Raw genomic sequence first — 19549 nt, 5'->3', positions numbered from 1 at the left:
AGGGTCAGCGGCGGTTGCGGCGCACGCGTTCGCGGCCGAGGAGCCAGAGGGCCTGCACGCCGTCGGTCCAGGTGATCTTCTTGCCCTCCTCGCGGCTGCGGGCCGTGTAGGAGATCGGCACCTCGTAGGGGCGGATGCCGCGCTTGAGGAGCTTCGCGGTCAGCTCGGCCTCCATGCCGAAGCCGCCCGAGCGGATGTTCAGGTCCATGTACATCTGGCGCGGCAGGAGCTTGTAGCAGGTCTCCAGGTCCGAGATGTAGGAGTTGAAGAGGATGTTCGCGGCGAGGGTGATGCCCTTGTTGCCCATGACGTACCAGAACGAGTACGCCGAGTGCGAGCCGAACGAGCGCGACCCGTACACGACCTCGGCCTTGCCGTCGAGGACCGGCGCGAAGAGCCGGGGGAGGTCGCCGGCGTCGTACTCGCCGTCCGCGTCGAACACGACGACGTAGTCGCCCTGCGCGGCCTTCACGGCGGTGCGGATCGCCGCGCCCTTGCCTTTATTGCGCTCGTGGCGGATCAACCGCACGCGCGGATTGTCCTCAAAGGTCTGGAGGACCTCCCAGGAGCGATCGCGGGAGCCGTCGTCGACGGCAACGATCTCGGTCTCGCAGGGGAACTCCACTGCGAGCAGCTCTTTCAACGTTCCGGCAGCGAGGCGTTCCTCATTGAAGACCGGAACGAGAATCGACAACAGCATTGCTGCTCCATCCCCGCGGATCGAACAAGATTGCACAACCATAACGCGCTCATGCCAGGACGGCATCGGCCGGACGGGTCGTGTTGAATCCTGGTCGTGTTGAATGGACGGGTGCTGCTCGTCCTGTGGCTCCTCATCCTGCTCCCGGCGCTCGCCTACGCCCTCCGCCCCGGCGACGGGGCCGTCCTCGCGCCCGCCCGGCTCGCCGTCGTGCGGGCGGCGATCCTGTTGGGGGCGTACGCGATCGCGGTCGTCGAGGCCGCCTCCGCCTTCACGGCGCTCACCACCGCTACGGTCCTCGTCGCCTGGCTCGCCGCCACCGCCGCCGTCATCGCGGCCGTGCTCGTGCGCTGCGTACGGGACATGACCCCCGACGACGGCACCGGGCCGTTCGCGCGGCTCCTCGGCCGCGGCCAGCCCCTCGACGCGCTCCGCGAAGAGCTCCGGTCCCGCCGCGGCGCCACCCGCCGCACGTGGCGGCGCACCAAGTCCGCCGCCGCGGCCGCCCCCGCCTGGCAGTGGGCGCTCGGCTGCGTCATCGCGATCCTCGCCATCAGCGTCGCCGTGCTCGCGATCGCCTCGTCCCCCAACAACTTCGATTCCCAGACCTACCACCTGCCGCGCATCGAGCACTGGGTCCAGAACGCCAGCGTCGCCGTCTACCCCACGGACATCCACCGGCAGGTCGACATCGGGCCCGGCTCCGAATACCTCCTCACCCACCTGCGGCTCCTCGCCGGCGGGGACGGCGCCTACAACCTCCTCCAGCTCCTCGCCGCAGTCGGCGCGGCCCTCGCCGCCTCCCGCATCGCCGCGCAGCTCGGCGGCGGCCCCGTCGCCCAGCTCGCCACCGTGTTCCTCCTCGCCACCACCCCCGAAGTGCTGCTCCAGGCCTCCAGCACCCAGGTCGACCTCGTCGCCGCCGCCTGGGTCGCCTGCCTCGCCACGATCGCGCTCGACGAATTCACCCGGCCCGGGGACACCGGCGCGCTCCTGCGCGTCACCGCGCCCCGCACCGACGCCGTCTACCTCGGCCTCGCCCTGGGGCTCATCGCCGTCACCAAGAGCACCGGGCTCCTCGCCGCCGCCCCGCTCCTCCTCGTCTGGGGCATCGGCCGACTCGTGCGCGACGGCCACCGCCGCCGCCCCTGCCTGTGCGGACGCAGCCCCCAGCGGTGCTCCCGCGCCGACGCCTCACGCGCCGCGACCGCCCGCGCCGCCACCGTGGCCGCGTCCCTCGCCGTCCTCGCCCTCGCCCTGATCCTCGCGGGGCCCTTCCTCCTGCGCATGCACCAGGCCTTCGGGCACCCGCTCGGCCCCGAGATCCTGCGCGAATCCATCGGCGTCCAGACCGCCGACGCGCGCCTGCTCCTCATCAACGGCCTGCGCATCGCCCAGACCAACCTCGACACGCCCCTGTTCCCGCTCTCGGACGGGTTCGCGGCGGCCGTCAACGGCCTCGCGAACCTCATGGGCGTCGACCCCAACGACCCCCGGATCACCTTCGGCTCCACCGAGTTCCCCGTGCGCGCCTGGTACCCCGACGAGGACCGCGCCGCGTTCCCGATCACCGGCCTCGCCGCCCTCGCCGGACTCGTCTGGTTCACCGCCAAAGGCCCCGGCCTGCGCCGCGCCTACGCCGCCGCGGTCGCCGTCGCCTTCATCGGCGTCGTCTGCACCGTCTCCTGGCAGCCCTGGGTCAACCGGCTCGTCATGTTCCTCGTCGTCCTCGGCGCGCCCGCCGCAGGCCTGCTCGCGGCCGGGCTCGTGAAGGGCTTCGCCGCCACGGCCCGCGACCGGGGCCGCCGCCGCGCCGCGATCGCCCTCGTCACCACCGTCGCCGTCGCCGCCTCGCTCGCCGGCGTCCTCACCGTCGCCTACGGCTACCCGCGCCGCCTCGCCGGGACCTGGTCGGTCTTCAGCCTCAGCGACCTCGAAGAACGCTTCATGCGCCGCCGCGAATGGCTCCCCCAGTACGAAGAGGCGGCCGCCGCCGTCGCGGCCGTCGACCCCGAACGCGTCGGCCTCGTGCAGGGCAACGACTCCTGGGAATACCCGTGGTGGATCCTGCTCCCGGCCGACACCGAGATCTTCGCGCTCCAATCCGTCGTCCCCGGCGAGACCCCGCCCGACCCCGCGAGCATGGACGCCATCGTCTGCGCCGAAGACCTCGACGAATGCGCCGCCCTCGCCCCGGACGGCTGGGAGTTCGTCGACCTCGGCACCGTCGGCTACGCCCTCCCGCCCGCCGGATCGTGAGCCGCGCACGCCTTACCGAGCCCGTTGAGCTGCGTCTTCGGGCCGGGCACTAACCTGAGCGCATGCTGCTTAGCGACCGCGACATCCTCGATGCCGTCAAGAACGACCGCCTCGGCATCCAGCCGTTCGAAGACGAACTCGTGCAGCCCTCCAGCATCGACGTGCGCCTCGACCGCCGCTTCAGGGTCTTCAACAACCAGAAGTACACCCACATCGACCCCTCGAAGCAGCAGGACGACCTCACCTCCGCCGTCGAGGTCGCCGACGACGAGCCGTTCGTGCTCCACCCCGGCGAGTTCGTGCTCGCCTCCACGCTCGAGGTCATCACCCTCCCCGCCGACCTCGCCGCGCGCCTCGAAGGCAAGTCCAGCCTCGGCCGCCTCGGCCTGCTCACCCACTCCACCGCCGGGTTCATCGACCCGGGCTTCTCCGGGCACGTCACCCTCGAGCTCTCCAACGTCGCGAACCTGCCCATCACCCTCTGGCCGGGCATGAAGATCGGGCAGCTCTGCGTCTTCCGGCTCACCAGCCCCGCCGAGCACCCGTACGGCGCCGGCGCGAACTTCTCCCGCTACCAGGACCAGCGCGGGCCGACCCCGTCGAAATCCTGGATGCACTGGCGCACTTGGCCCACGTAGGGCACGATGTCCGCAATGGGCGTTTCGAGTTACACCGGTGTCCGGTGTTTCTCGCGCAAACCGCCAGAATCGGGATGTTCACCGGCTTAACCTGCGGGGATGGACATCTCGCAGAGCTTCCAGAACATGGTGGACAACGTCGTCGAGTTTCTGCCGCGCGCACTGGCGTTCCTGGCCATCCTCGTCATCGGCTGGATCGTCGCCAAGTGGATCGGCAAACTCGTCGGCAAGCTGCTCAACAAGGTCGGCCTCGACAGGGCCGGCGAGCGATCCGGGCTGCGCCGCTACACCGGCAGATTCGAGCTGAGCGACCTGCTCGGCAGACTCGTGTACTACGCGCTGCTGCTGTTCACCCTGCAGCTCGCGTTCGGGGCGTTCGGGAACAACCCGGTCTCGACCCTGCTCAACCAGATCGTGGCATGGCTGCCGCAGCTGTTCATCGCGCTCATCATCGTCGTGGTCGCCTTCGCGATCGCCAACGCCGTGTACGGGCTGGTCAGCGGCACGCTCAGCAGAGCGAGCTACGGCAACACCGTGGCGCGCATCTGCCAGGTCGCGATCGTGTTCTTCGGCGCGGTGGCCGCGTTCGGCCAGGTCGGCATCGCCACGACGGTGACCACGCCGATCATGTGGACCGTGCTCGCGATCATCGCCGGCGTGACGATCGTCGGCGTGGGCGGCGGCCTCGTCGGGCCGATGCGCCAGCGCTGGGAGCGGATGCTCGGCACCGTCGAGAACGAGGCCACGAAGATGAAGACCGACATGGGCGGCGACGCGACCGCGTCGATGTCGCAGACGTACAGCTCCGGCCGGTACGGCAAGGCCGCCGACACCCAGGCCCCGGCGGCGGGCACGATGGGCGAGGCGGGCGCCAGAGGCGGCGCGATGGCCGAAGGCGCGCGGCCGCACGGGACGAGCGCCGGGTCCGGGATCGAGACCGAGCGTCCGATGCCGCCGAACGAGCCGTAGGGGCCGCCCCGGGAGGCGATGTGTCTGGTCTCTCGTAGCGGTTCTCCAACGGCGGCAAGGCGAAGCACCGCGTCAGCGGGGCCTCGCACACAGGTCTGCCACTGCTCGACACGTCGGCCGCACTCCGGGAACGGGGTGCGGCCGACCCGCGTCCGGACGCGATTCACACCTTGCGCCCAGCCCGAAAGTGGGCTTTTGCTCCCTGCTCGGGCGAGTACGCGCGAGTAGCCTCATCGAGGTGGACATGAATGGCGATAACAGGGGCGGTTCCAAGCGCCGCCGCGAGATCCTCGATGTGGCCGTCAAGCTGCTCGCCAAGCACGGATACCACGGCGTATCGATGGACGACATCGGCGCGGCCGCCTCCATCACCGGGCCGGCGCTCTACCACCACTTCAAGGGCGGCAAGGAGCAGATGCTCGCGGACGCGCTCATCCCCGTCTCGGAGCGGCTGCTCGCGGGCGGGCGGCATTGGGCGTCGCTGCACTCGGAGGACCCGCAGGCCGCGCTCGAGGCGCTGGTCGACTTCCATCTCGAGGTCGTGATCGACTCGCCGGAGATCGTCATCCTGCACTTGCACGAGCTCGACCGGCTGCCCGAGGAGCCGCGCCGGCAGGTGCGCAAGCTCCAGCGCGTGTACGTCGAGGAGTGGGTGGGCGTCCTGTGCCGCCTCCGGCCCGGCCTCCAACCCGAGCAGGCGCGCGTCCTCGCGCACGGCGCCTTCGGCCTCATGAACTCGACGCCGTACCTCTCCCTGGGTGACGAGGTCAGCGCCGACGAGACCGCCGCCTTGCTGCGAGCGGCAGCGCTGCGGGCCCTCGACCCCGGCTAGCCGCCTTGTTGGGCGGTTGCCCACGGGTGCTCGCGCAGAGCCAGCCTTCGCTGCTCGATCCGGCCAGCCGCCTGCGGGGGCCCTCCCGCCTGGCCCTGCCGCACTGGCTCGATCCGGCCAGCCGCCTGCGGGGGCCCTCCCGCCTGGCCCTGCCGCACTGGCTCGATCCGGCCAGCCGCCTGCGGGCCCCTCCACCCTGGCCCCACCACACTGGCTTGATCCCGGCCGTCCGCGCGCGGGCCTTGGGGCCCCTCCCCCCCCGCCCCCCACCCCACCCGCCCGCTCACCACCACCGTTGTTCGCGTGTGCGCTCGCTGGCTCGCGGCCGTGTTGGAGATCGGCTGCGTGTGTTGCGGCGCTTGGTCTGATTGCCGGGCTTTGTCGCTCGGCGGTCGGGTCGGGACCTCCTTTCATGTTGGCGTCCGTCCCGTATTTCGGGATCGGGGGTTAGCATGGGCTGGTGGGCCGCAACAGGTCGCGGCCACGGGGAGGCGTGAGCAATGCACCAGCCCGATCGGGTCTCACTGCGTGAGGTCGCCCCTCGCGACGGCCTGCAGAACGAGCCTCCTGTGCCGACCGCGGACAAGATCCGGCTCATCGACGCGCTGTCGCGCACCGGCCTGTCCCGGATCGAGGCGGTCAGCTTCGTCAGTCCGAAGGCCGTGCCGCAGATGGCCGACGCCGCCGAGGTGTGGGCGGCCGTCGAGAAGCACTCCGGCATCCGCTACAGCGCCCTCGCCCCGAATCGCCGCGGCGTCGAGCGGGCCCTCGACGCCGGGTTCTCCGCCGTCGAAGTCGTCGTCTCGGCCTCGGAGACCCACAACCGCGCCAACATCGGGCGCAGCGTGGCCGAGTCGCTCGCCGAGCTGCCCGACATCTGCAGCCTGGCGCGCGAGCACCTGGCCTCGATCGAGGTCATCATCGCCACGAGCTTCGGCTGCCCCTTTGAAGGCGACATCGCTCCCGCGAAGGTCGCCCGGATCGTCGAGGCGGCCGAGGCCGCGGGGGCCGGTCGAGTCGCGTTCGGCGACACCACCGGTATGGGGACCCCTCGCCGCGTCACGGAACTGCTCGACGCAGTTCAAGGTGGTGTCGGCACTTCGCTGCCGATGCTCATGCACTTCCACGACACCCGGGGGACCGCCCTGGCAAACCTCCTCACTGCTCTCGACCGCGGCGTCGTGGAGTTCGACGCCAGCGTCGGCGGGATCGGCGGCTGCCCGTTCGCTCCGGGCGCTTCCGGCAATGTGGCGACCGAGGAAGTGGTCCACATGCTCCACGACATGGGTGTGGAGACCGGTGTGGATCTGGATGCCCTCATCCGCACTGCCGAACTCGCCCAAGAGATCGTGGGCCGTCCGCTCGAGTCCGGCGTCCTTCGTGCCGGACCTAGGACGAGTCTGACGCCGAAACCTTAAGCCAGGCTAAAGCCGCCTGAAGTCGCCTTCAGGAAGTGGGCGCGGGCAATGGCAGGGCCGAGAGCTGCGGTTCGGTGCGTCGGAGGTGGCGTTCTGAAGCCATCGCGGGCGGTCTTGGGCCGCGGGGCTGAGGGCTGTGAATGCTCAGGATCCTGCGGCACAGCACAGGCGAAGAGTCCGGGGACATGGCGAAGGCCCCGGGGTCTCGAACCTCCCCGGGGCCTTCTGTGTTCGGACACCGCCACAGGACGGCCGGTGCCCGCGTGCCGGGTAAAACCTCCGAATACCCGGACGGACTCATCGTGACATCGAAACCTCAGAGTTCCCATGTGCATAAGGGAAACTCAGACGAATCTCACGTCACATTCTCTTAACGCGGCGTCATCATCCGGGACATATTCCGCGAACTTCCACGCCGCCAGCACCGCCGCGACCACGACGAGGCCGAGCACCCCGCGCCAGCCGTAGAGCGGCGCCGCGAAGAGGGCGCCCACCCCCGCCGCGATGCCGGTCAGGAGGGCCGCCGCCGAGAGCGCGACCGAGGCCGAGCCGTCGCCGATCTCGGCCGCCGTCAGGACCCGGCCCGAGAGGGCGATCGCGGTGCCGACGGCGACGCCGAACGCGCCGGCCGCGCCGATCGCGAAGCCGAAAGCAGGTGCAAGGGCCAGGGCGGTGGCACCGAGTGCCAACGCGCCCAAGGCGATCGCGCCGGTGTAGCGGGCGCGGCCGAGGGCGCCGGTGCGGCGGGTCGTGTTCGCCGCGACGACGAGGCCGAGGGCGAAGGCGCCGAGCGGCCACAGCCGCGTCCCCGGCGAGGCCTGGAACTCGGCGGCGATGTCGGTGACCAGGAAGGCCGTCACAGCGGCGGCGGCGAAGGCCACGGCCTGCGCGTAGGCCGCCCAAAGCGCCGGCGCCCAGCGGAGGGTGCCCTGCTTCGGCGTTGCGCCCCTTGGCGTCCGGGTCGGAATCACTGCGGTCATGCCGATGACGCTACGGCCGGTTCCGGCGATGCGCCCCGGTCGGACGACTGGCCCCGGCTACCGGGAACCGAACCCGGTCGGCGCGCGCGTTCTACCAGGTGGCGGCCGCCCCAGTCGACCCCAGTCGAATGACAGATGCGAACTGTCGTGGCCCGTGGCTACCCTGGAGGGGTCCCCGGTCGTCCTGAGGATGGAGCCGCCGTGAAACCGATCGCCCCGACCACGCGCGCGCGCCAGGACGCCCTCCCGGGAGCCCCCGCGCTCCTGGACGAGGCGGACCACGCCGACCGCCCGGTCCTGTACGGCCGCGACGCCGAACTCGACTCGATCCAGGCCCTCCTCGACGGCGCCCGCGTCGGCCACGGCGGCGCGCTCGTCGTCCGCGGCGAACCGGGGATCGGCAAATCCGCGATCGTCGACGCCGTCATCCCCCGCGCCGAAGGCTTCACCGTCCTGCGCACCCTCGGCGTCGAAGCCGAGCACACCTGGTCGTACGCGGGACTGCAGATGCTGCTCCACCCGCTGCTCGACCGCATCGACCGCCTCCCCGCGGCCCAGGCCGAAGCCCTGCGCACCGCCCTCGGCATGGGCGACGGCACCGGCCGCGCCCACTCCCTCCAGGTCGGCCTCGCGCTCCTGAACCTCCTCGTGGACGCCTCCGCGAAGCAGCCCGTGTACGTCGTCATCGACGACGCCCACTGGCTCGACCGCGACTCCACGAACGCACTCCTGTTCGCCGCCAGGCGACTCTCGACCGAGTCGATCACGATGGTCCTCGTCGTGCGCGACGGCTTCGCCCCCGACTTCCCCGCCCCCGGCATCCCCGAGCTCACCCTCGGCCCGCTCGACCTCGACGCCTCCCAGGCGATCCTCGACATGCGCGCCGACGAGATCCCGTTCACCGGCCGCGACTGGATCCTCCGCATGGCCGAAGGGAACCCCTTGGCGCTCTTGGAGCTCCCCGCCGCCGACAACGAGGAGTCGCTGCTGCGCGCCGACACCTCCAACAGCCGCTACTCCACGACCTCGCGCATCAAGCAGGCGTTCACCGAGCGCATCATCGCCCTCCCCGAGAGCACCCGCACGATCATGCTGCTCGCGGCCGCCGAGGAGACCGGCGAGACCGCCGTGATCGCCGAGGCCGCCGCGAAACTCGACGCGAGCCTCGCCGACCTCGAACCGGCCGAAGTGGACGACCTGCTGCGGTACCACCGCGGCCGCATCGAGTTCGTCCACCCCCTGATCCGTTCCACCGCCTACCACTCGGCGCCGCGAGCCCGCCGCATCGAAGCCCACCGGGCGCTCTCCGAGGCGTTCGGCGACGGCGACATCCGCGCCGCCCGCCACCTCGCCGCCGCCACAACGGGACTCGACGAGAAGGCCGCCGCCGCCCTCGAGGCGATCGCGTCCTATGAGGCCGAACGCGGCGGCTGCGTCGCCGAGATGGCCGCCCTCGAACGCGCCGCGAGCTTCACCCCCGACCCGTGCCGCCGCGCCCGCCGCCTCACCGAGGCCGCCCAATGCGCTTACGCCGCAGGCATGACCGGCAAGGCCGTCGAACTCGCCGAAGCCGCCGAGCGCCTCACCGACGACCACGTGCTCCTCGCCCGCACCGCCCTCATCCGCGCCACGATCCTCTCCTGGGCGGGCAACTCCAAGGGCTTCGACGTGTGGATGGACTCCGCTGAGCACTACGCCGCCACCGGCCACGAGAACACCGGCTACCCCCTCCTGCGCGGCGTCTGGAACGCATGGGAGACAGGGGACTTCGCGAAAGTGAAGTACGCGTCCGGGCTCGCCTCCAAGTACGGCGGCTCCAACAACGCCTGGGTGCGCCGCCTCGCCCGCGCCGCCGCCGGCCTCAACCGCCAGCCCGACGACACCGCCGGCGAAGCGGTCGACGCGCTGCGCTCCCTCTACGACTACTACCAGCCGCTCCATGAGGACTTCCAGGCATTCGACCAGGTCCTGGCCGCGCGCTGGCGGTTCCTCGCCGGAGACGTGCCCGCCGCGCACCAGGCGGCGGCCGAGCAGGTGCGGGCCTGCCGTGAGCGCGGCGCCCTGAGCCCGCTCGTGCAGGCGCTCCTCGTGCAGGCCCAGACGCAGTTCCACTATGGACGGTATGCGGACGCGCAGGCGTCCGCGTCCAGCGCGATCGAGCTGGCGCACGAGCAGAACGACCGCCGGGCGCTCATGCAGGGCCGCATCTGGGTGCTGCTGCCGATCGCCGCGATCCGCGGCGAGGAGCGCCGCTGCCGCGAGCTCGTGGCCGCCGCGATCCAGGACGCCCCTGAGGATTCCGTGATCCCGGCCGACACCGCGTTGGGGCTCTTGGAACTCGGGCTCGGCCGCTACGAGGCCGCGTTCGAGCGGCTGCTGCGCATCGCCGAGGGCGTGACGCCCATGGAGGTGCTCATGCAGGTGCCGACGCTCGTGGAGGCCGCGTTCCGGTCCGGGCGGCTCGCCGAGGTCAAGGAGGCGTTCGACTGGTTCGCCGACTGGGCCGACGCGACCGGCCGCTCCTACTGGGAGGCGCTCGTCGAGCGCTGCCGGGCGCTGTTCGCGACCGAGGCCGAGGCCGGGACGCACTTCGCGCGGGCCGTGGAGCTGCACCGCGCCGACGACATCGACCCGTTCGAGCGGGCCCGCACCGAGCTGCTGTACGGCGAATGGCTGCGGCGGGTGCGGCGCATCAACGAGGCGCGGGCGCACCTGCGCGAGGCCACCGAGGTGTTCGAGCGGCTCGGCACCGTGCCGTGGACCCAACGCGCCCAAGGGGAACTGCGCGCCGCCGGCGACTCGACGGCCGTCGAGTCCAAGCCCGACCTCGCCGAACTGCTGACCCCGCAGGAGCTGCAGGTCGTGCGCCTCGCCGCCGACGGGCTCACCAACCGCCAGATCGGCGAGCAGCTGTTCGTCAGCCCGCGCACGGTCGGATACCACCTGTACAACGCCTACCCGAAGCTCGGCGTCTCGTCGCGGACGGAGCTCGCGAAGCTGGACCTGTAGGCGGGCCCGACCCGCCCTGCATTCCGCTCGATCGAGTTGCCCTCCCGCCGACCTGGAGTCCCGCCGATCTGCCGTCCACAGCCCCCACCCACCACTGGAGGGGAAGAGACTGTCGCGCCGTTCGATCGTTCCGCGGGGGTACGACAAGACCCGGGCCCGATCCGGGCCCGGGCGTCGATCTTCACTCGAAAGCAGTAGCGAACGAGAAGGAGACGCGCGCTCCAGGCGTTACGCCGCACTCGAAAGCGGTAGCGAACGAGAAGGAGGCGCACACCTCAGGCGTCACGCCGCCGACGGGACCGGGGTCCGCCACGGCTTCGTCGTCACCTGCAGCGCCGCGCCCACGACCAGCACGGCCGCCACGGTCCACGCCGAGAGCCGGTAGCCGTCCACGGCAGTAGCGCCCAAACCCCAGGCCAGGGCCGCGAGGACCGGCCCGAGCGAGGACCCGATCGTCCGCGTCGTCGCGATGAACGCGCCCGCCGTGCCCGCCTGCTCGGCCGGCGCCGAAGCCAGCAGCAGCGTGTTCATCGGACTCGTGAACACCCCGAACGCCAAGCCCAGCAACCCGATCCGCGCGCCCAAATCGACCAGGCCCGTGCCCGCGTCCACGAACAGCAGCGGCACCACGGCCACCACGACCAGGCCCGCCGCCGCCAGCGACACCCGCCCCGGCCCGAACCGGTCCGCCAGCCAGCCCGCGACCGGGGTCATCAGCGCGACACCGCCGATGAACGTGAGCATCACCGTCGACACGAGCTCCGGACGCGCCCCCTGCACGTCCGTGAGCAGGAACGGGAGGCTGAAGTTCAACAGCCCCGTGACCGTCGACAGCAGCGTGAGGCTCAGCAGCGCCCCGGCCAGCGCGGGCGAGCGCACCAGCGCCACCGTCGGCGCCGACGAGGGCTGCCGCACCCACACCGTCCCCAGGACGACGCTGACGGCCAACGCGCCCAAGGCGATCCAAGGGGCCGTGTCGACGTATTCGAAGGCCAGCAGGAACGCGGCGATCGCGCCGCCCGAAGTGGCCGTGTCGACCAAGAGCGCCCGGTCGGGCCGGGGCAGGCCGGTCCCGTTGCTGGGCACCGAGATCGCGACGGCGGCGACGGCCGCGACGCCCATCGCGGCGAACACCCAGAACAGGCCGCGCCAGTCGAAGGCCGCGACGACGAAGCCGCCGGCGCCGACCATGCCCATGCCCCCGACGGTCATGAGCAGGGCGATCACGGACATGGCGCGGCCGCGGTGCTCGGGGGCGGAGGAGGAGACGACGATCTTCCCGGTCATGCCGAACAGGAGCCCGCCGAGCAGGCCGCCGACCGCGCGGGCGGTGAGGAGGAGCCAGAAGGTGGGGGCGAGGGCGGCCGCGACGGACGCGATCGTCAAGGCGCTCATGGCGAACACGGCGACAGCGCGGAGGTCGGCGCGGTCGGCGAGGCGTCCGGCGGCGATCGCGACGGCGCCCACGGGGAGGGCGTAGGCGAGGAGGACCCAGGCGGTGGCGGCCTCAGTGACGTGGAAGTCGGTGCGGATGAGCGGCAGGGCGACCGCGATGCTCGACATCGCGCCGGCGACGACGAGCTGGGAGAAGCCGACGGCGATGATCGCCGCCCAGCGGGTGGTGGCCGCCGGTGCGGCGGCGGGGGTCTCGGGGCGGGCTCCGGGCTCCGCTTCGGTGGTGCTCATGGCGGCAACCGTAAGGCCGTTCCCCCTGGTGGCGCATCTGTCAAGCGACCGTTGAAGCCAATCGCACGATGCGACTGGTCGCGCGCCAGTCGGTCGACGGATGTGCCCCTGGTCGATCCGTCCGTAGCTTCGTTCCCGCAAGCATCGAGCGATGAAGGAACGGAACCACCATGAGCGACAAGCTGAATCTCGGCGTGATCATCGGGTCGACCCGCGAGGGCCGGTGGGCCCCGGCCCCCGCGAAGTGGATCGCGGGCGTGGCGGAGCGGCACGGCGGCTTCGACGTCGACCTGATCGACCTGCTGGACGCGGACCTGCCGCAGCACCTGTCCGAGAACGACATGTGGAACACCGACGCCGAGCAGTCCGCGCCGGTGGCGGCGCTCGCGGAGCGGCTGCACCGCGCGGACGCGTTCGTGGTCGTCTCGGGCGAGTACAACATGTCGATCCCCGCGTCCCTGAAGCACGCGGTGGACTACTACATGAACGAGTGGGCGGCGAAGCCGGTCGCGATGATCACCTACGGCGGCAAGATCACCGGCGGCCAGAACGCCGCCCAGCACCTGCGGCAGATCTTCCCCGAGCTGCGCACCATGACGATCCGCAACTCGATCGCGTTCCCGCGCTTCTACCAGCACTTCGACGAGCGCGGCGAGTTCACGAAGTTCGACGAGTCCGAGCCGGCCGCGAAGACCCTCCTGGACGAGCTCCACTGGTGGGGCCGGGCGCTCACGAACGCCCGCAACGCGACCCCGATGCCCAGCCCTTTCTAAAGCCCCGGCGGGTCTAGGCAATACGTCTTAGGACCGGTCCGCGGACCTGTGTGGGCGCCGCGGGCGGCGGTACCGTTGACGCGTGCTGTACGGACGCGACACCGAGACCGCCGCCCTCGCCGACCGCCTCGCCGCCGCCCGCGAGGGCCGCGGCTCGGCGCTGGTGGTGCGCGGCGAGGCCGGCATCGGCAAGTCGAGCCTGGTCGCGGCCCTCGCCGACCGGGCCGGTGACGTGACGGTCCTGCGCTGCACGGGCGTCGAGTCCGAGCACGCCTGGTCGTTCGCGGGCCTCCAGGCGCTGCTGCTGCCGCTCGCCGGGCATCTCGAGTCGATCCCCGAGCACCACGCGTGCGTCCTCTCCCGCATCCTCGGCCTCGACCCCGCCCCGAACAAGGAGGCGCCCCCCGGCGACCTGCGATTCACGGTGGGCCTGGCCGCTTTGAGCCTCCTCACCGAGGCGGCCGCGCACCAGGCCGTACTCTGCGTCGTGGAGGACGCCCACTGGCTCGACCCGGACTCGGCGGACGTCCTGCTGTTCATCGCGAAACGCCTCGCTGCCGAAGCGGCGCTGATGATCTTCACCGTCCGGGAGGGCTACGCCCCCGACTTCCCGACGCCAGGGCTCGACGAGATGCGGCTGCGTCCGCTGGACGACGAGGCCGCCGCGTCCCTCCTCGCCGAGCGGCTCGCGGGCCACCCGTACGCCGACCGCGGCCTGCTCCTGCGCACCGCCGAAGGCAACCCGCTCGCGCTCCTCGAACTGCCGCTGGTCGAATCCGAGGTGCGCCTCGCCGCCGACTGGACCGGCCGGCGCTCGACGACGAGCCGCCTCAAGCAGGTCTTCGGCGACCGCATCGACCGGCTCCCGGAGCCGACGCGCACGCTGCTGCTCGTGATCGCCGCGGACGACACGGCCGACACCGGGCTCGTCCTCGACGTGGCCGGGAAGCTCGGCGCGCAGCTCACCGACCTCGCGCCCGCCGAGGCGGACGACCTCGTGCGCTTCCAGGGCGACCGCTTCACCTTCGGCCACCCGCTCATCCGCACCGCCGCCTACCAGGGCGCGCCCCTGTTCCGCCGCATCGAGGTCCACCGCGTCTTCGCCGAGGTCATCGGCCCCGACGACTACCGGCGCGCCTCCCACCTCTCCGCCGCCGCGACCGGCCCGGACGAGGAGGTCGCGGCCGCGCTCGAGGCCTCCGCGCAGTGCATCGGCGCCTGCGGCGGCCACGGCGTCGAGCACGTCGTCCTCGAACGCGCCGCGTCCTTCACCTCCGACCCGCGCGAACGCGCCCGCCGCCTCCTGCGCGCGGCCGAGGCCGCCCTCGCTGCGGGCAACGGCCCCAAGGCGAAAGCCCTCTACGGGCAGATCCTGCGCTACACGGACGACCGGGCGCTGCTCGCCCGCGCCACCCTCATCGTCGCCATCGTCGCGTCCTGGGACAACGACATCCGCGAGGCCTACCGGCTGTACATGCAGGCCGCCGACCACTACACGGCCGCCGAGCCCGAATCGGCCGGCTACCCGCTGTTCCGCGCGGTCGAACTCACCTGGCAGGCAGGGGACTTCACCCGCGCCGAGGTCGCCGCCGACCACGCCGCGCGCCTCGGCATCGCCCACTCCGCGTGGGTCGCGGACCTCGCCGCCGCCGTCGCCGGGTTCAACCGCTCCTGCACGATCACCGTCGCCGATGCCGTTGCGGCCCTGCGGCGGCTCATCGACATCCACGTCGGCTTCGGCGAGTCCGTCACCCCCGAGAACCGGGCGATGGTCGCCTGGTGGCAGCTCCTCATCGGCGACATCGACGCCGCCGAGCAGACCGCTTCGCACACGATCCGCGTCGCCCGCGAACGCGGCGCCGCCGGGGCGCTCCCGCGGGCCCTGGTCCTCCACGCCGTCACCGAGTTCCGGCGCGGCCGGTGGCGGGACGCCGAGGCGCTGGCCGAGCACGCGATGGACCTCTCGATCGAGCTGGGGCACCGCATCGGGCCGGTGAAGGCGCGGGCGCACGTGCTCGCGATGACGGCCGCGTACCGGGGTGAGGAGGCGCGCACGCGCGCGCTCATCGAAGCGGCCGAGGCGGATTCGCCCGGGGACACGGTGGTCGCGATCGACTCGCCGCTCGCGTTGCTCGATTTCTCGTTGGGCCGCAACGAGGAAGCGCTCGACCGGCTCCTGGCGCACCTCGAGTCGAACGCGCCGGGCGACGCGTTGACGCTCGTCCCGGTCGCCGTCGAGGCGGCGGTGCGCGCGGGCGAGCCGGAGCGGGTCGCGGACGTCTTCGCCTGGTTCGCACTGTGGGCGGAGGCGACCGGGCAGCCGCACCTGCTGGCGCAGGTCGAACGCTGCCGGGGCCTGCTCGCGGGCGAGGCCGACGCCGGCCTGCACTACGAACGCGCCGCCGAGATGCACAGAATGGACGAAGGCTATCCGTTCGAGACGGCCCGCACCGACCTCATCCTGGGGGAGTGGCTGCGCCGGGCCCGGCGCGTCAACGAGGCGAAGACCCGGTTGCGTTCGGCCGCAGCGGTGTTCGAGCGGCTCGGGGCCGAGCCGTGGAGCGAACGCGTGCGCCGCGAACTGCGCGCCGCCGGCGACGCGGGCCCGATCGAGGCCGCCCCGGACCTCGCGGACAAGCTCACTCCGCAAGAGCTGCAAGTGGTCCGGCTCGCCGCGGCGGGCCTGAGCAACCGCGAGATCGGCGAGCAGCTGTTCCTCAGCCCCCGCACGGCCGGATACCACCTGTACAAGGCGTACCCGAAGCTCGGCGTGGCCTCGCGGAACGAACTCTCGAAGCTGGGCCTCTAGACAGCGGAGCTGGGCCTCTAGACAGCGAAGCTGGGTCTTTAGGCAGCGGAGCCGGGCCTGTAGCGCGACGGCGCCCGCGTCGCCGCGGGCGCCGTCACTCCTGTTGGGCCGCTTCAGAGGCCGTGGCGTTCGAGGAAGTCCAGGACCAGGCTGTGCCAGGCGTCCGGCTGCTCGGCCATGAACACGTGCCCGGCCTTGACCTCGGCGTACTCGGCGCCGGGGATGCGCTCGGCGAGGAACCGGTGGTTGGCCGGGTCCACGAGGAGGTCCTCGCTCGCTCCGACCACGAGCGTCGGGACGGCGACGCCGGGCAGGTCGGCGGTGGTGTCGACCGTGGCGATCAGGGCCGCCTGCGCGGCCGTCCCGCCCGGGATGTTCGACGCGATCATGTCCACAGTGGCCGCGAGGTCGGCTTCGGTCAGGCCGTTCACGAACTCGGGACTGAACGCCGACCCGACTACGAAGCGCGCGAACGCATCCCGGTCGCCCGAGGCGAGCAGCGCGCGCCACAGGTCGAGGGCGAGCCGCGTCCGGTTGTCGGCCCGCGCGATCCCGGCCGCGAGGACGAGGCCCCGGACCCGCTCGGGGTGGCGGGCGGCGGCGCGGACCGCGACGGCCGTGCCGAGCGAAAACCCGATGATCGTGAACCGCTCGGTCGCCGCCTCCGCGACGAGGGCGTCGGCGAGCGAGTCGAGGTCGAGGACCGTGTCGTCCGCCGGGTACGAGGACGCGGTGACCGTGTGGCCCTCGGCGAGCAGCGGGAGGAGCGAGCCGAAGTTCGACTCGATGCGGCCGCCGCCGCCGTGCGCGAGGACGATGCCGGGGCCGGTGCCGTGGACTTCGGTGGTGAGCGCGGGAAGCCGCGTGGAAATGTTCGTCATGGCGGCGACGTTATGACTTCACATCAGTGTGAAGGCCACACACTTGTGTCGGAGGTCACTATGTTGATCGGTGAGCTGTCGCGCCGCACCGGGGTCAGCACCCGGCTGCTGCGCTACTACGAAGAGCAGGAGCTGCTGCTCCCCGGACGGGACTCGCACGGCTACCGCTGCTACCCCGAGGACGCCCCGACACGGGTCGAACAGATCCGCAAGCTGCTCGAAGCGGGCGTGTCCACCCGCGAGATCAGGCACCTCATCCCCTGCGCGACCGAGGACGGCCTGCTCCACTGCGACCATTCGCACGAGGTCATGCGCGGCGCCCTCGAACGCCTCGACGAGCAGATCGCCGACCTCAACCGCAAACGCGGCCTCCTCGCCGACCAGACCGAGGAGGTCGTCGAACGCCCTTACGACCCGGTCGGACCGCGCCCGAAGCCGTAGCTTCCAATAGGGCGCAAAGGATCAGGTGGCGGAGGCGAGCGCGCGGTCCGCCGTCAGGCGCTCGAGCCGCTGCGCCGTGTCCGTGCCCGCCTTCGGCAGCTTGACGACGAGCTGCAGGCCCGGCGCCTCCGCCGAGTGCAGCACGATCTGCTCCATGTGCAGCTCGCCCGCTTCCGGATGGCGCACATGCAGTTCCACGCCCGCGCCCCGGTGCGCGACCTCGTGCTCGTCGAGCCAGACCGCCGCCTCCGGGAAGTCCGAGCGCAACCGCTCCAGCGTGCGGCCGATGCGCGGCTTCGGGTCGCGCGCGAACGCCTCCCGCAACTCCCCGAGCAGCCGCCGCGCGTGCCGCTCCCAGTCCACGGTCTCGTGCCGGAACCGCTTGGCCGCGAAGAACATCCACACTCCGCTGCGGTCCTCCGGGGCGAACTCCGAGTACTGGTAGAGGGCGTCCGCGACGGCGTTGAACGCCACGATCTCCAGCGCGTCGTCGAACACGACCGCCGGCGCCGGGTGCTGGGCGTGCATGAGCCGCAGCAGCCCTTCGGGGACCACGCCGCACTCGCTGGCCATCCGCGGCGGAACCTGACCCGCCAGGCGGAACAGGTAGTCGGTGCCCGGCTCGTCCAGGCGCAGCGCCCGCGCCAGGGCCGCAAGGATCTCGGGCGACGGGTTGATGTCCCGGCCCTGCTCCAGCCACGTGTACCACGTAGTGCCCACATTGGACAGCACGGCGACCTCCTCGCGCCGCAGTCCCGGCGTGCGCCGCCGCGCCCCCGGCGCCAGCCCCACGTCCTCCGGCCGCAGCCGCGCCCGCCTGCTGCGCAGGAAATCCGCCAGCGCCGTCCGTTGCGCCTCGTCCATCGCCCCGCCGTTCCTAGCAGTCGCAGTACCAGCATCAGGAGCACCGATCCGCGCCCCTCCGGCCCGGCCAGGCTTGAAGCCGAGCCACCGCCAATCATGAAGGAGCCGAGAGTGCGCCCGCAACAACCGATCCTGGCCGCCGCCGTCGCCGCACTGGCGATCCTCGCGTCGCCCGCCGCCGCGACCGCCCACGCCGACCTCCCCGACGTGATCGAGGCCCGCGCCGCCGGCCTCCACCCCGAAGGCATCGCCTACGACCCGGGCCGGGGCGCGTTCCTCGTCTCCTCGGTCCGGCACGGCACCGTCTCGGTCGTCGACGCCGACGGCACGACCACCACCCTCGTCGACGACCCCGACCTGACCTCGACCTTCGGCCTCGGCGTCGACCGCCGTCGCGGCCTGGTCCTCGTCACCGACGGCGACCTGGGGATGAGCGAGCGCACCTCCCCGGAGACGGTGCAGCGCACCGCCGGGCTCGGCGTCTACGACCTCGCGACCGGCGAACGCGTTGACTACATCGATCTCGACGCCCTCGCGCCGGACGCGGAAGCCCACGCCGCCAACGACGTCGCGATCGCGCCCGACGGCACCGCGTACGTCACCGACACCCTCGCCGGGCTGGTCTACGAGGTCGAGCCCGACGGCGACGCGTCAGTCCTGGTCGAGGACCCGGCGCTCGCGGCTCCGGGCGGCTTCGGCGCCAACGGGATCGTGTACCGGGGCGGGAAGCTCGTCATCGGCAACTACGGCGACGGGTCACTGTGGACCGTCGATGTCGACGACCCCGACACGGTCGAACGCGTCGCGACCGACGCCGACCTGACCGGCGTCGACGGCCTCACCTGGGACGGCCGCACCCTGGTCGCGGTCACGAACACCCTGGGCGGCGACGGCGCCAACGCCGTCCACCGCCTCAGACTCGACCGCGACTTGGACGAAGCCGACGAACTCGCCGTGCAGGCCGCGCCCGAACAGGCGACCACCGCGGCGGCGGCCGGATGCGCCGTCTACACGGTCTACGGGAACCTGTCCGCCCTGCTCTCGGGCGCGGGCACGAGCGACGAGTTCACCATTCGCCGCTACTGACCCACGGGTTTACGACAACCGGTAAGCCGCTCGCGCGGGCGCGCGCCTGCCGACGGAGACGGCCGCGATGAACGCCGCGACCGCCGACGTCTCAGACGCGTTCCTCACCTGAGTCGCGGACGCCGCGGTCGGGGAGTGGGCGTTCGAGGAGGCGGCCGGCTGCCGATCCCCGCCGCTCTTGACCGACAGCACCTGCCGTGCGCC

16 protein-coding genes are annotated in these 19549 nt (G+C 72.0%); 10 read left to right on the top strand and 6 right to left on the bottom strand.

The window, feature by feature from the left end; translation table 11 throughout:
* Window positions 1–4: 4 nt before the first annotated feature.
* A complete protein-coding gene (locus O2L01_RS23300) occupies window positions 5–700 on the bottom strand; it encodes a glycosyltransferase family 2 protein (protein ID WP_270124442.1) in 696 nt (231 codons plus the stop codon).
* A gap of 96 nt (window positions 701–796) precedes the next feature.
* On the opposite strand from O2L01_RS23300, the gene O2L01_RS23295 reads away from it, so the two are divergent.
* The 5 genes from O2L01_RS23295 to O2L01_RS23275 all read left to right on the top strand — a co-directional run bounded on the left by O2L01_RS23295 (window position 797) and on the right by O2L01_RS23275 (window position 6816).
* Window positions 797–2959 (top strand): hypothetical protein, encoded by a 2163-nt coding sequence (locus tag O2L01_RS23295; protein ID WP_270124441.1) that lies wholly within the window; start codon window positions 797–799, stop codon window positions 2957–2959.
* A 62-nt stretch (window positions 2960–3021) separates the two neighbouring features.
* Window positions 3022–3597, top strand: coding sequence for a dCTP deaminase (gene dcd, locus O2L01_RS23290; protein WP_270124440.1), 576 nt, complete (start codon window positions 3022–3024; stop codon window positions 3595–3597).
* 99 nt (window positions 3598–3696) lie between these two features.
* Window positions 3697–4566 (top strand): mechanosensitive ion channel family protein, encoded by an 870-nt coding sequence (locus O2L01_RS23285; protein ID WP_270124439.1) that lies wholly within the window; start codon window positions 3697–3699, stop codon window positions 4564–4566.
* A 244-nt stretch (window positions 4567–4810) separates the two neighbouring features.
* Window positions 4811–5398, top strand: coding sequence for a TetR/AcrR family transcriptional regulator (locus tag O2L01_RS23280; protein WP_270124507.1), 588 nt, complete (start codon window positions 4811–4813; stop codon window positions 5396–5398).
* A gap of 500 nt (window positions 5399–5898) precedes the next feature.
* Window positions 5899–6816 carry a hydroxymethylglutaryl-CoA lyase gene (locus O2L01_RS23275; RefSeq protein WP_270124438.1) on the top strand — a complete coding sequence of 306 codons (918 nt, stop codon included), beginning with the start codon at window positions 5899–5901 and terminating at the stop codon, window positions 6814–6816.
* A 344-nt stretch (window positions 6817–7160) separates the two neighbouring features.
* Here O2L01_RS23275 and O2L01_RS23270 read toward each other — a convergent pair whose 3' ends face one another.
* Window positions 7161–7796 (bottom strand): hypothetical protein, encoded by a 636-nt coding sequence (locus O2L01_RS23270; RefSeq protein WP_270124437.1) that lies wholly within the window; start codon window positions 7794–7796, stop codon window positions 7161–7163.
* Window positions 7797–7997: 201 nt separating this feature from the next.
* On the opposite strand from O2L01_RS23270, the gene O2L01_RS23265 reads away from it, so the two are divergent.
* On the top strand, window positions 7998–10805 hold the full coding sequence (locus tag O2L01_RS23265; RefSeq protein WP_270124436.1) for a helix-turn-helix transcriptional regulator: 2808 nt from the start codon (window positions 7998–8000) through the stop codon (window positions 10803–10805).
* 282 nt (window positions 10806–11087) lie between these two features.
* Here O2L01_RS23265 and O2L01_RS23260 read toward each other — a convergent pair whose 3' ends face one another.
* Window positions 11088–12491: an MFS transporter gene (locus O2L01_RS23260; RefSeq protein WP_270124435.1), complete on the bottom strand. Its 1404-nt coding sequence runs from the start codon at window positions 12489–12491 to the stop codon at window positions 11088–11090.
* A gap of 170 nt (window positions 12492–12661) precedes the next feature.
* Between O2L01_RS23260 and O2L01_RS23255 the strand changes: the two genes are divergently transcribed.
* The gene (locus O2L01_RS23255; protein ID WP_270124434.1) at window positions 12662–13264 is read left to right on the top strand and encodes an NADPH-dependent FMN reductase; all 603 of its coding nucleotides are present in this window, start codon (window positions 12662–12664) and stop codon (window positions 13262–13264) included.
* 82 nt (window positions 13265–13346) lie between these two features.
* Window positions 13347–16073: a helix-turn-helix transcriptional regulator gene (locus O2L01_RS23250; RefSeq protein ID WP_270124433.1), complete on the top strand. Its 2727-nt coding sequence runs from the start codon at window positions 13347–13349 to the stop codon at window positions 16071–16073.
* Window positions 16074–16186: 113 nt separating this feature from the next.
* Here O2L01_RS23250 and O2L01_RS23245 read toward each other — a convergent pair whose 3' ends face one another.
* Window positions 16187–16954 (bottom strand): alpha/beta fold hydrolase, encoded by a 768-nt coding sequence (locus O2L01_RS23245; protein ID WP_270124432.1) that lies wholly within the window; start codon window positions 16952–16954, stop codon window positions 16187–16189.
* 60 nt (window positions 16955–17014) lie between these two features.
* Between O2L01_RS23245 and O2L01_RS23240 the strand changes: the two genes are divergently transcribed.
* Window positions 17015–17395: a MerR family transcriptional regulator gene (locus tag O2L01_RS23240; protein WP_270124431.1), complete on the top strand. Its 381-nt coding sequence runs from the start codon at window positions 17015–17017 to the stop codon at window positions 17393–17395.
* 21 nt (window positions 17396–17416) lie between these two features.
* Here the strand turns inward: O2L01_RS23240 and O2L01_RS23235 are convergent, their stop codons facing one another.
* On the bottom strand, window positions 17417–18259 hold the full coding sequence (locus O2L01_RS23235; RefSeq protein WP_270124430.1) for a helix-turn-helix transcriptional regulator: 843 nt from the start codon (window positions 18257–18259) through the stop codon (window positions 17417–17419).
* Between the two features lie 111 nt (window positions 18260–18370).
* Here O2L01_RS23235 and O2L01_RS23230 point away from each other — a divergent pair, with 111 nt between their 5' ends.
* Complete coding sequence (locus tag O2L01_RS23230) at window positions 18371–19345, top strand: SMP-30/gluconolactonase/LRE family protein (protein ID WP_270124429.1); 975 nt, start codon at window positions 18371–18373, stop codon at window positions 19343–19345.
* Window positions 19346–19354: 9 nt separating this feature from the next.
* On the opposite strand, the gene O2L01_RS23225 is transcribed toward O2L01_RS23230, so the two are convergent.
* A partial coding sequence (locus O2L01_RS23225; protein ID WP_270124428.1) for a hypothetical protein occupies window positions 19355–19549 on the bottom strand: 195 nt, incomplete at its 5' end.

This window comes from Glycomyces lechevalierae, assembly GCF_027622945.1.
Classification (GTDB): Bacteria; Actinomycetota; Actinomycetes; order Mycobacteriales; family Micromonosporaceae; genus Glycomyces; species Glycomyces rutgersensis.
This window is presented reverse-complemented; position numbering and strand designations above follow the sequence as displayed.

What these genes read in the sequence shown, in the direction of transcription:
- O2L01_RS23300 (WP_270124442.1), bottom strand. Translation starts at nt 700, where the DNA reads ATGCTGTTGTCGATTCTCGTTCCGGTCTTCAATGAGGAACGCCTCGCT.
- dcd (WP_270124440.1), top strand. Translation starts at nt 3,022, where the DNA reads ATGCTGCTTAGCGACCGCGACATCCTCGATGCCGTCAAGAACGACCGC.
- O2L01_RS23285 (WP_270124439.1), top strand. Translation starts at nt 3,697, where the DNA reads ATGGACATCTCGCAGAGCTTCCAGAACATGGTGGACAACGTCGTCGAG.
- O2L01_RS23280 (WP_270124507.1), top strand. Translation starts at nt 4,811, where the DNA reads ATGAATGGCGATAACAGGGGCGGTTCCAAGCGCCGCCGCGAGATCCTC.
- O2L01_RS23275 (WP_270124438.1), top strand. Translation starts at nt 5,899, where the DNA reads ATGCACCAGCCCGATCGGGTCTCACTGCGTGAGGTCGCCCCTCGCGAC.
- O2L01_RS23270 (WP_270124437.1), bottom strand. Translation starts at nt 7,796, where the DNA reads ATGACCGCAGTGATTCCGACCCGGACGCCAAGGGGCGCAACGCCGAAG.
- O2L01_RS23260 (WP_270124435.1), bottom strand. Translation starts at nt 12,491, where the DNA reads ATGAGCACCACCGAAGCGGAGCCCGGAGCCCGCCCCGAGACCCCCGCC.
- O2L01_RS23255 (WP_270124434.1), top strand. Translation starts at nt 12,662, where the DNA reads ATGAGCGACAAGCTGAATCTCGGCGTGATCATCGGGTCGACCCGCGAG.
- O2L01_RS23245 (WP_270124432.1), bottom strand. Translation starts at nt 16,954, where the DNA reads ATGACGAACATTTCCACGCGGCTTCCCGCGCTCACCACCGAAGTCCAC.
- O2L01_RS23240 (WP_270124431.1), top strand. Translation starts at nt 17,015, where the DNA reads ATGTTGATCGGTGAGCTGTCGCGCCGCACCGGGGTCAGCACCCGGCTG.
- O2L01_RS23235 (WP_270124430.1), bottom strand. Translation starts at nt 18,259, where the DNA reads ATGGACGAGGCGCAACGGACGGCGCTGGCGGATTTCCTGCGCAGCAGG.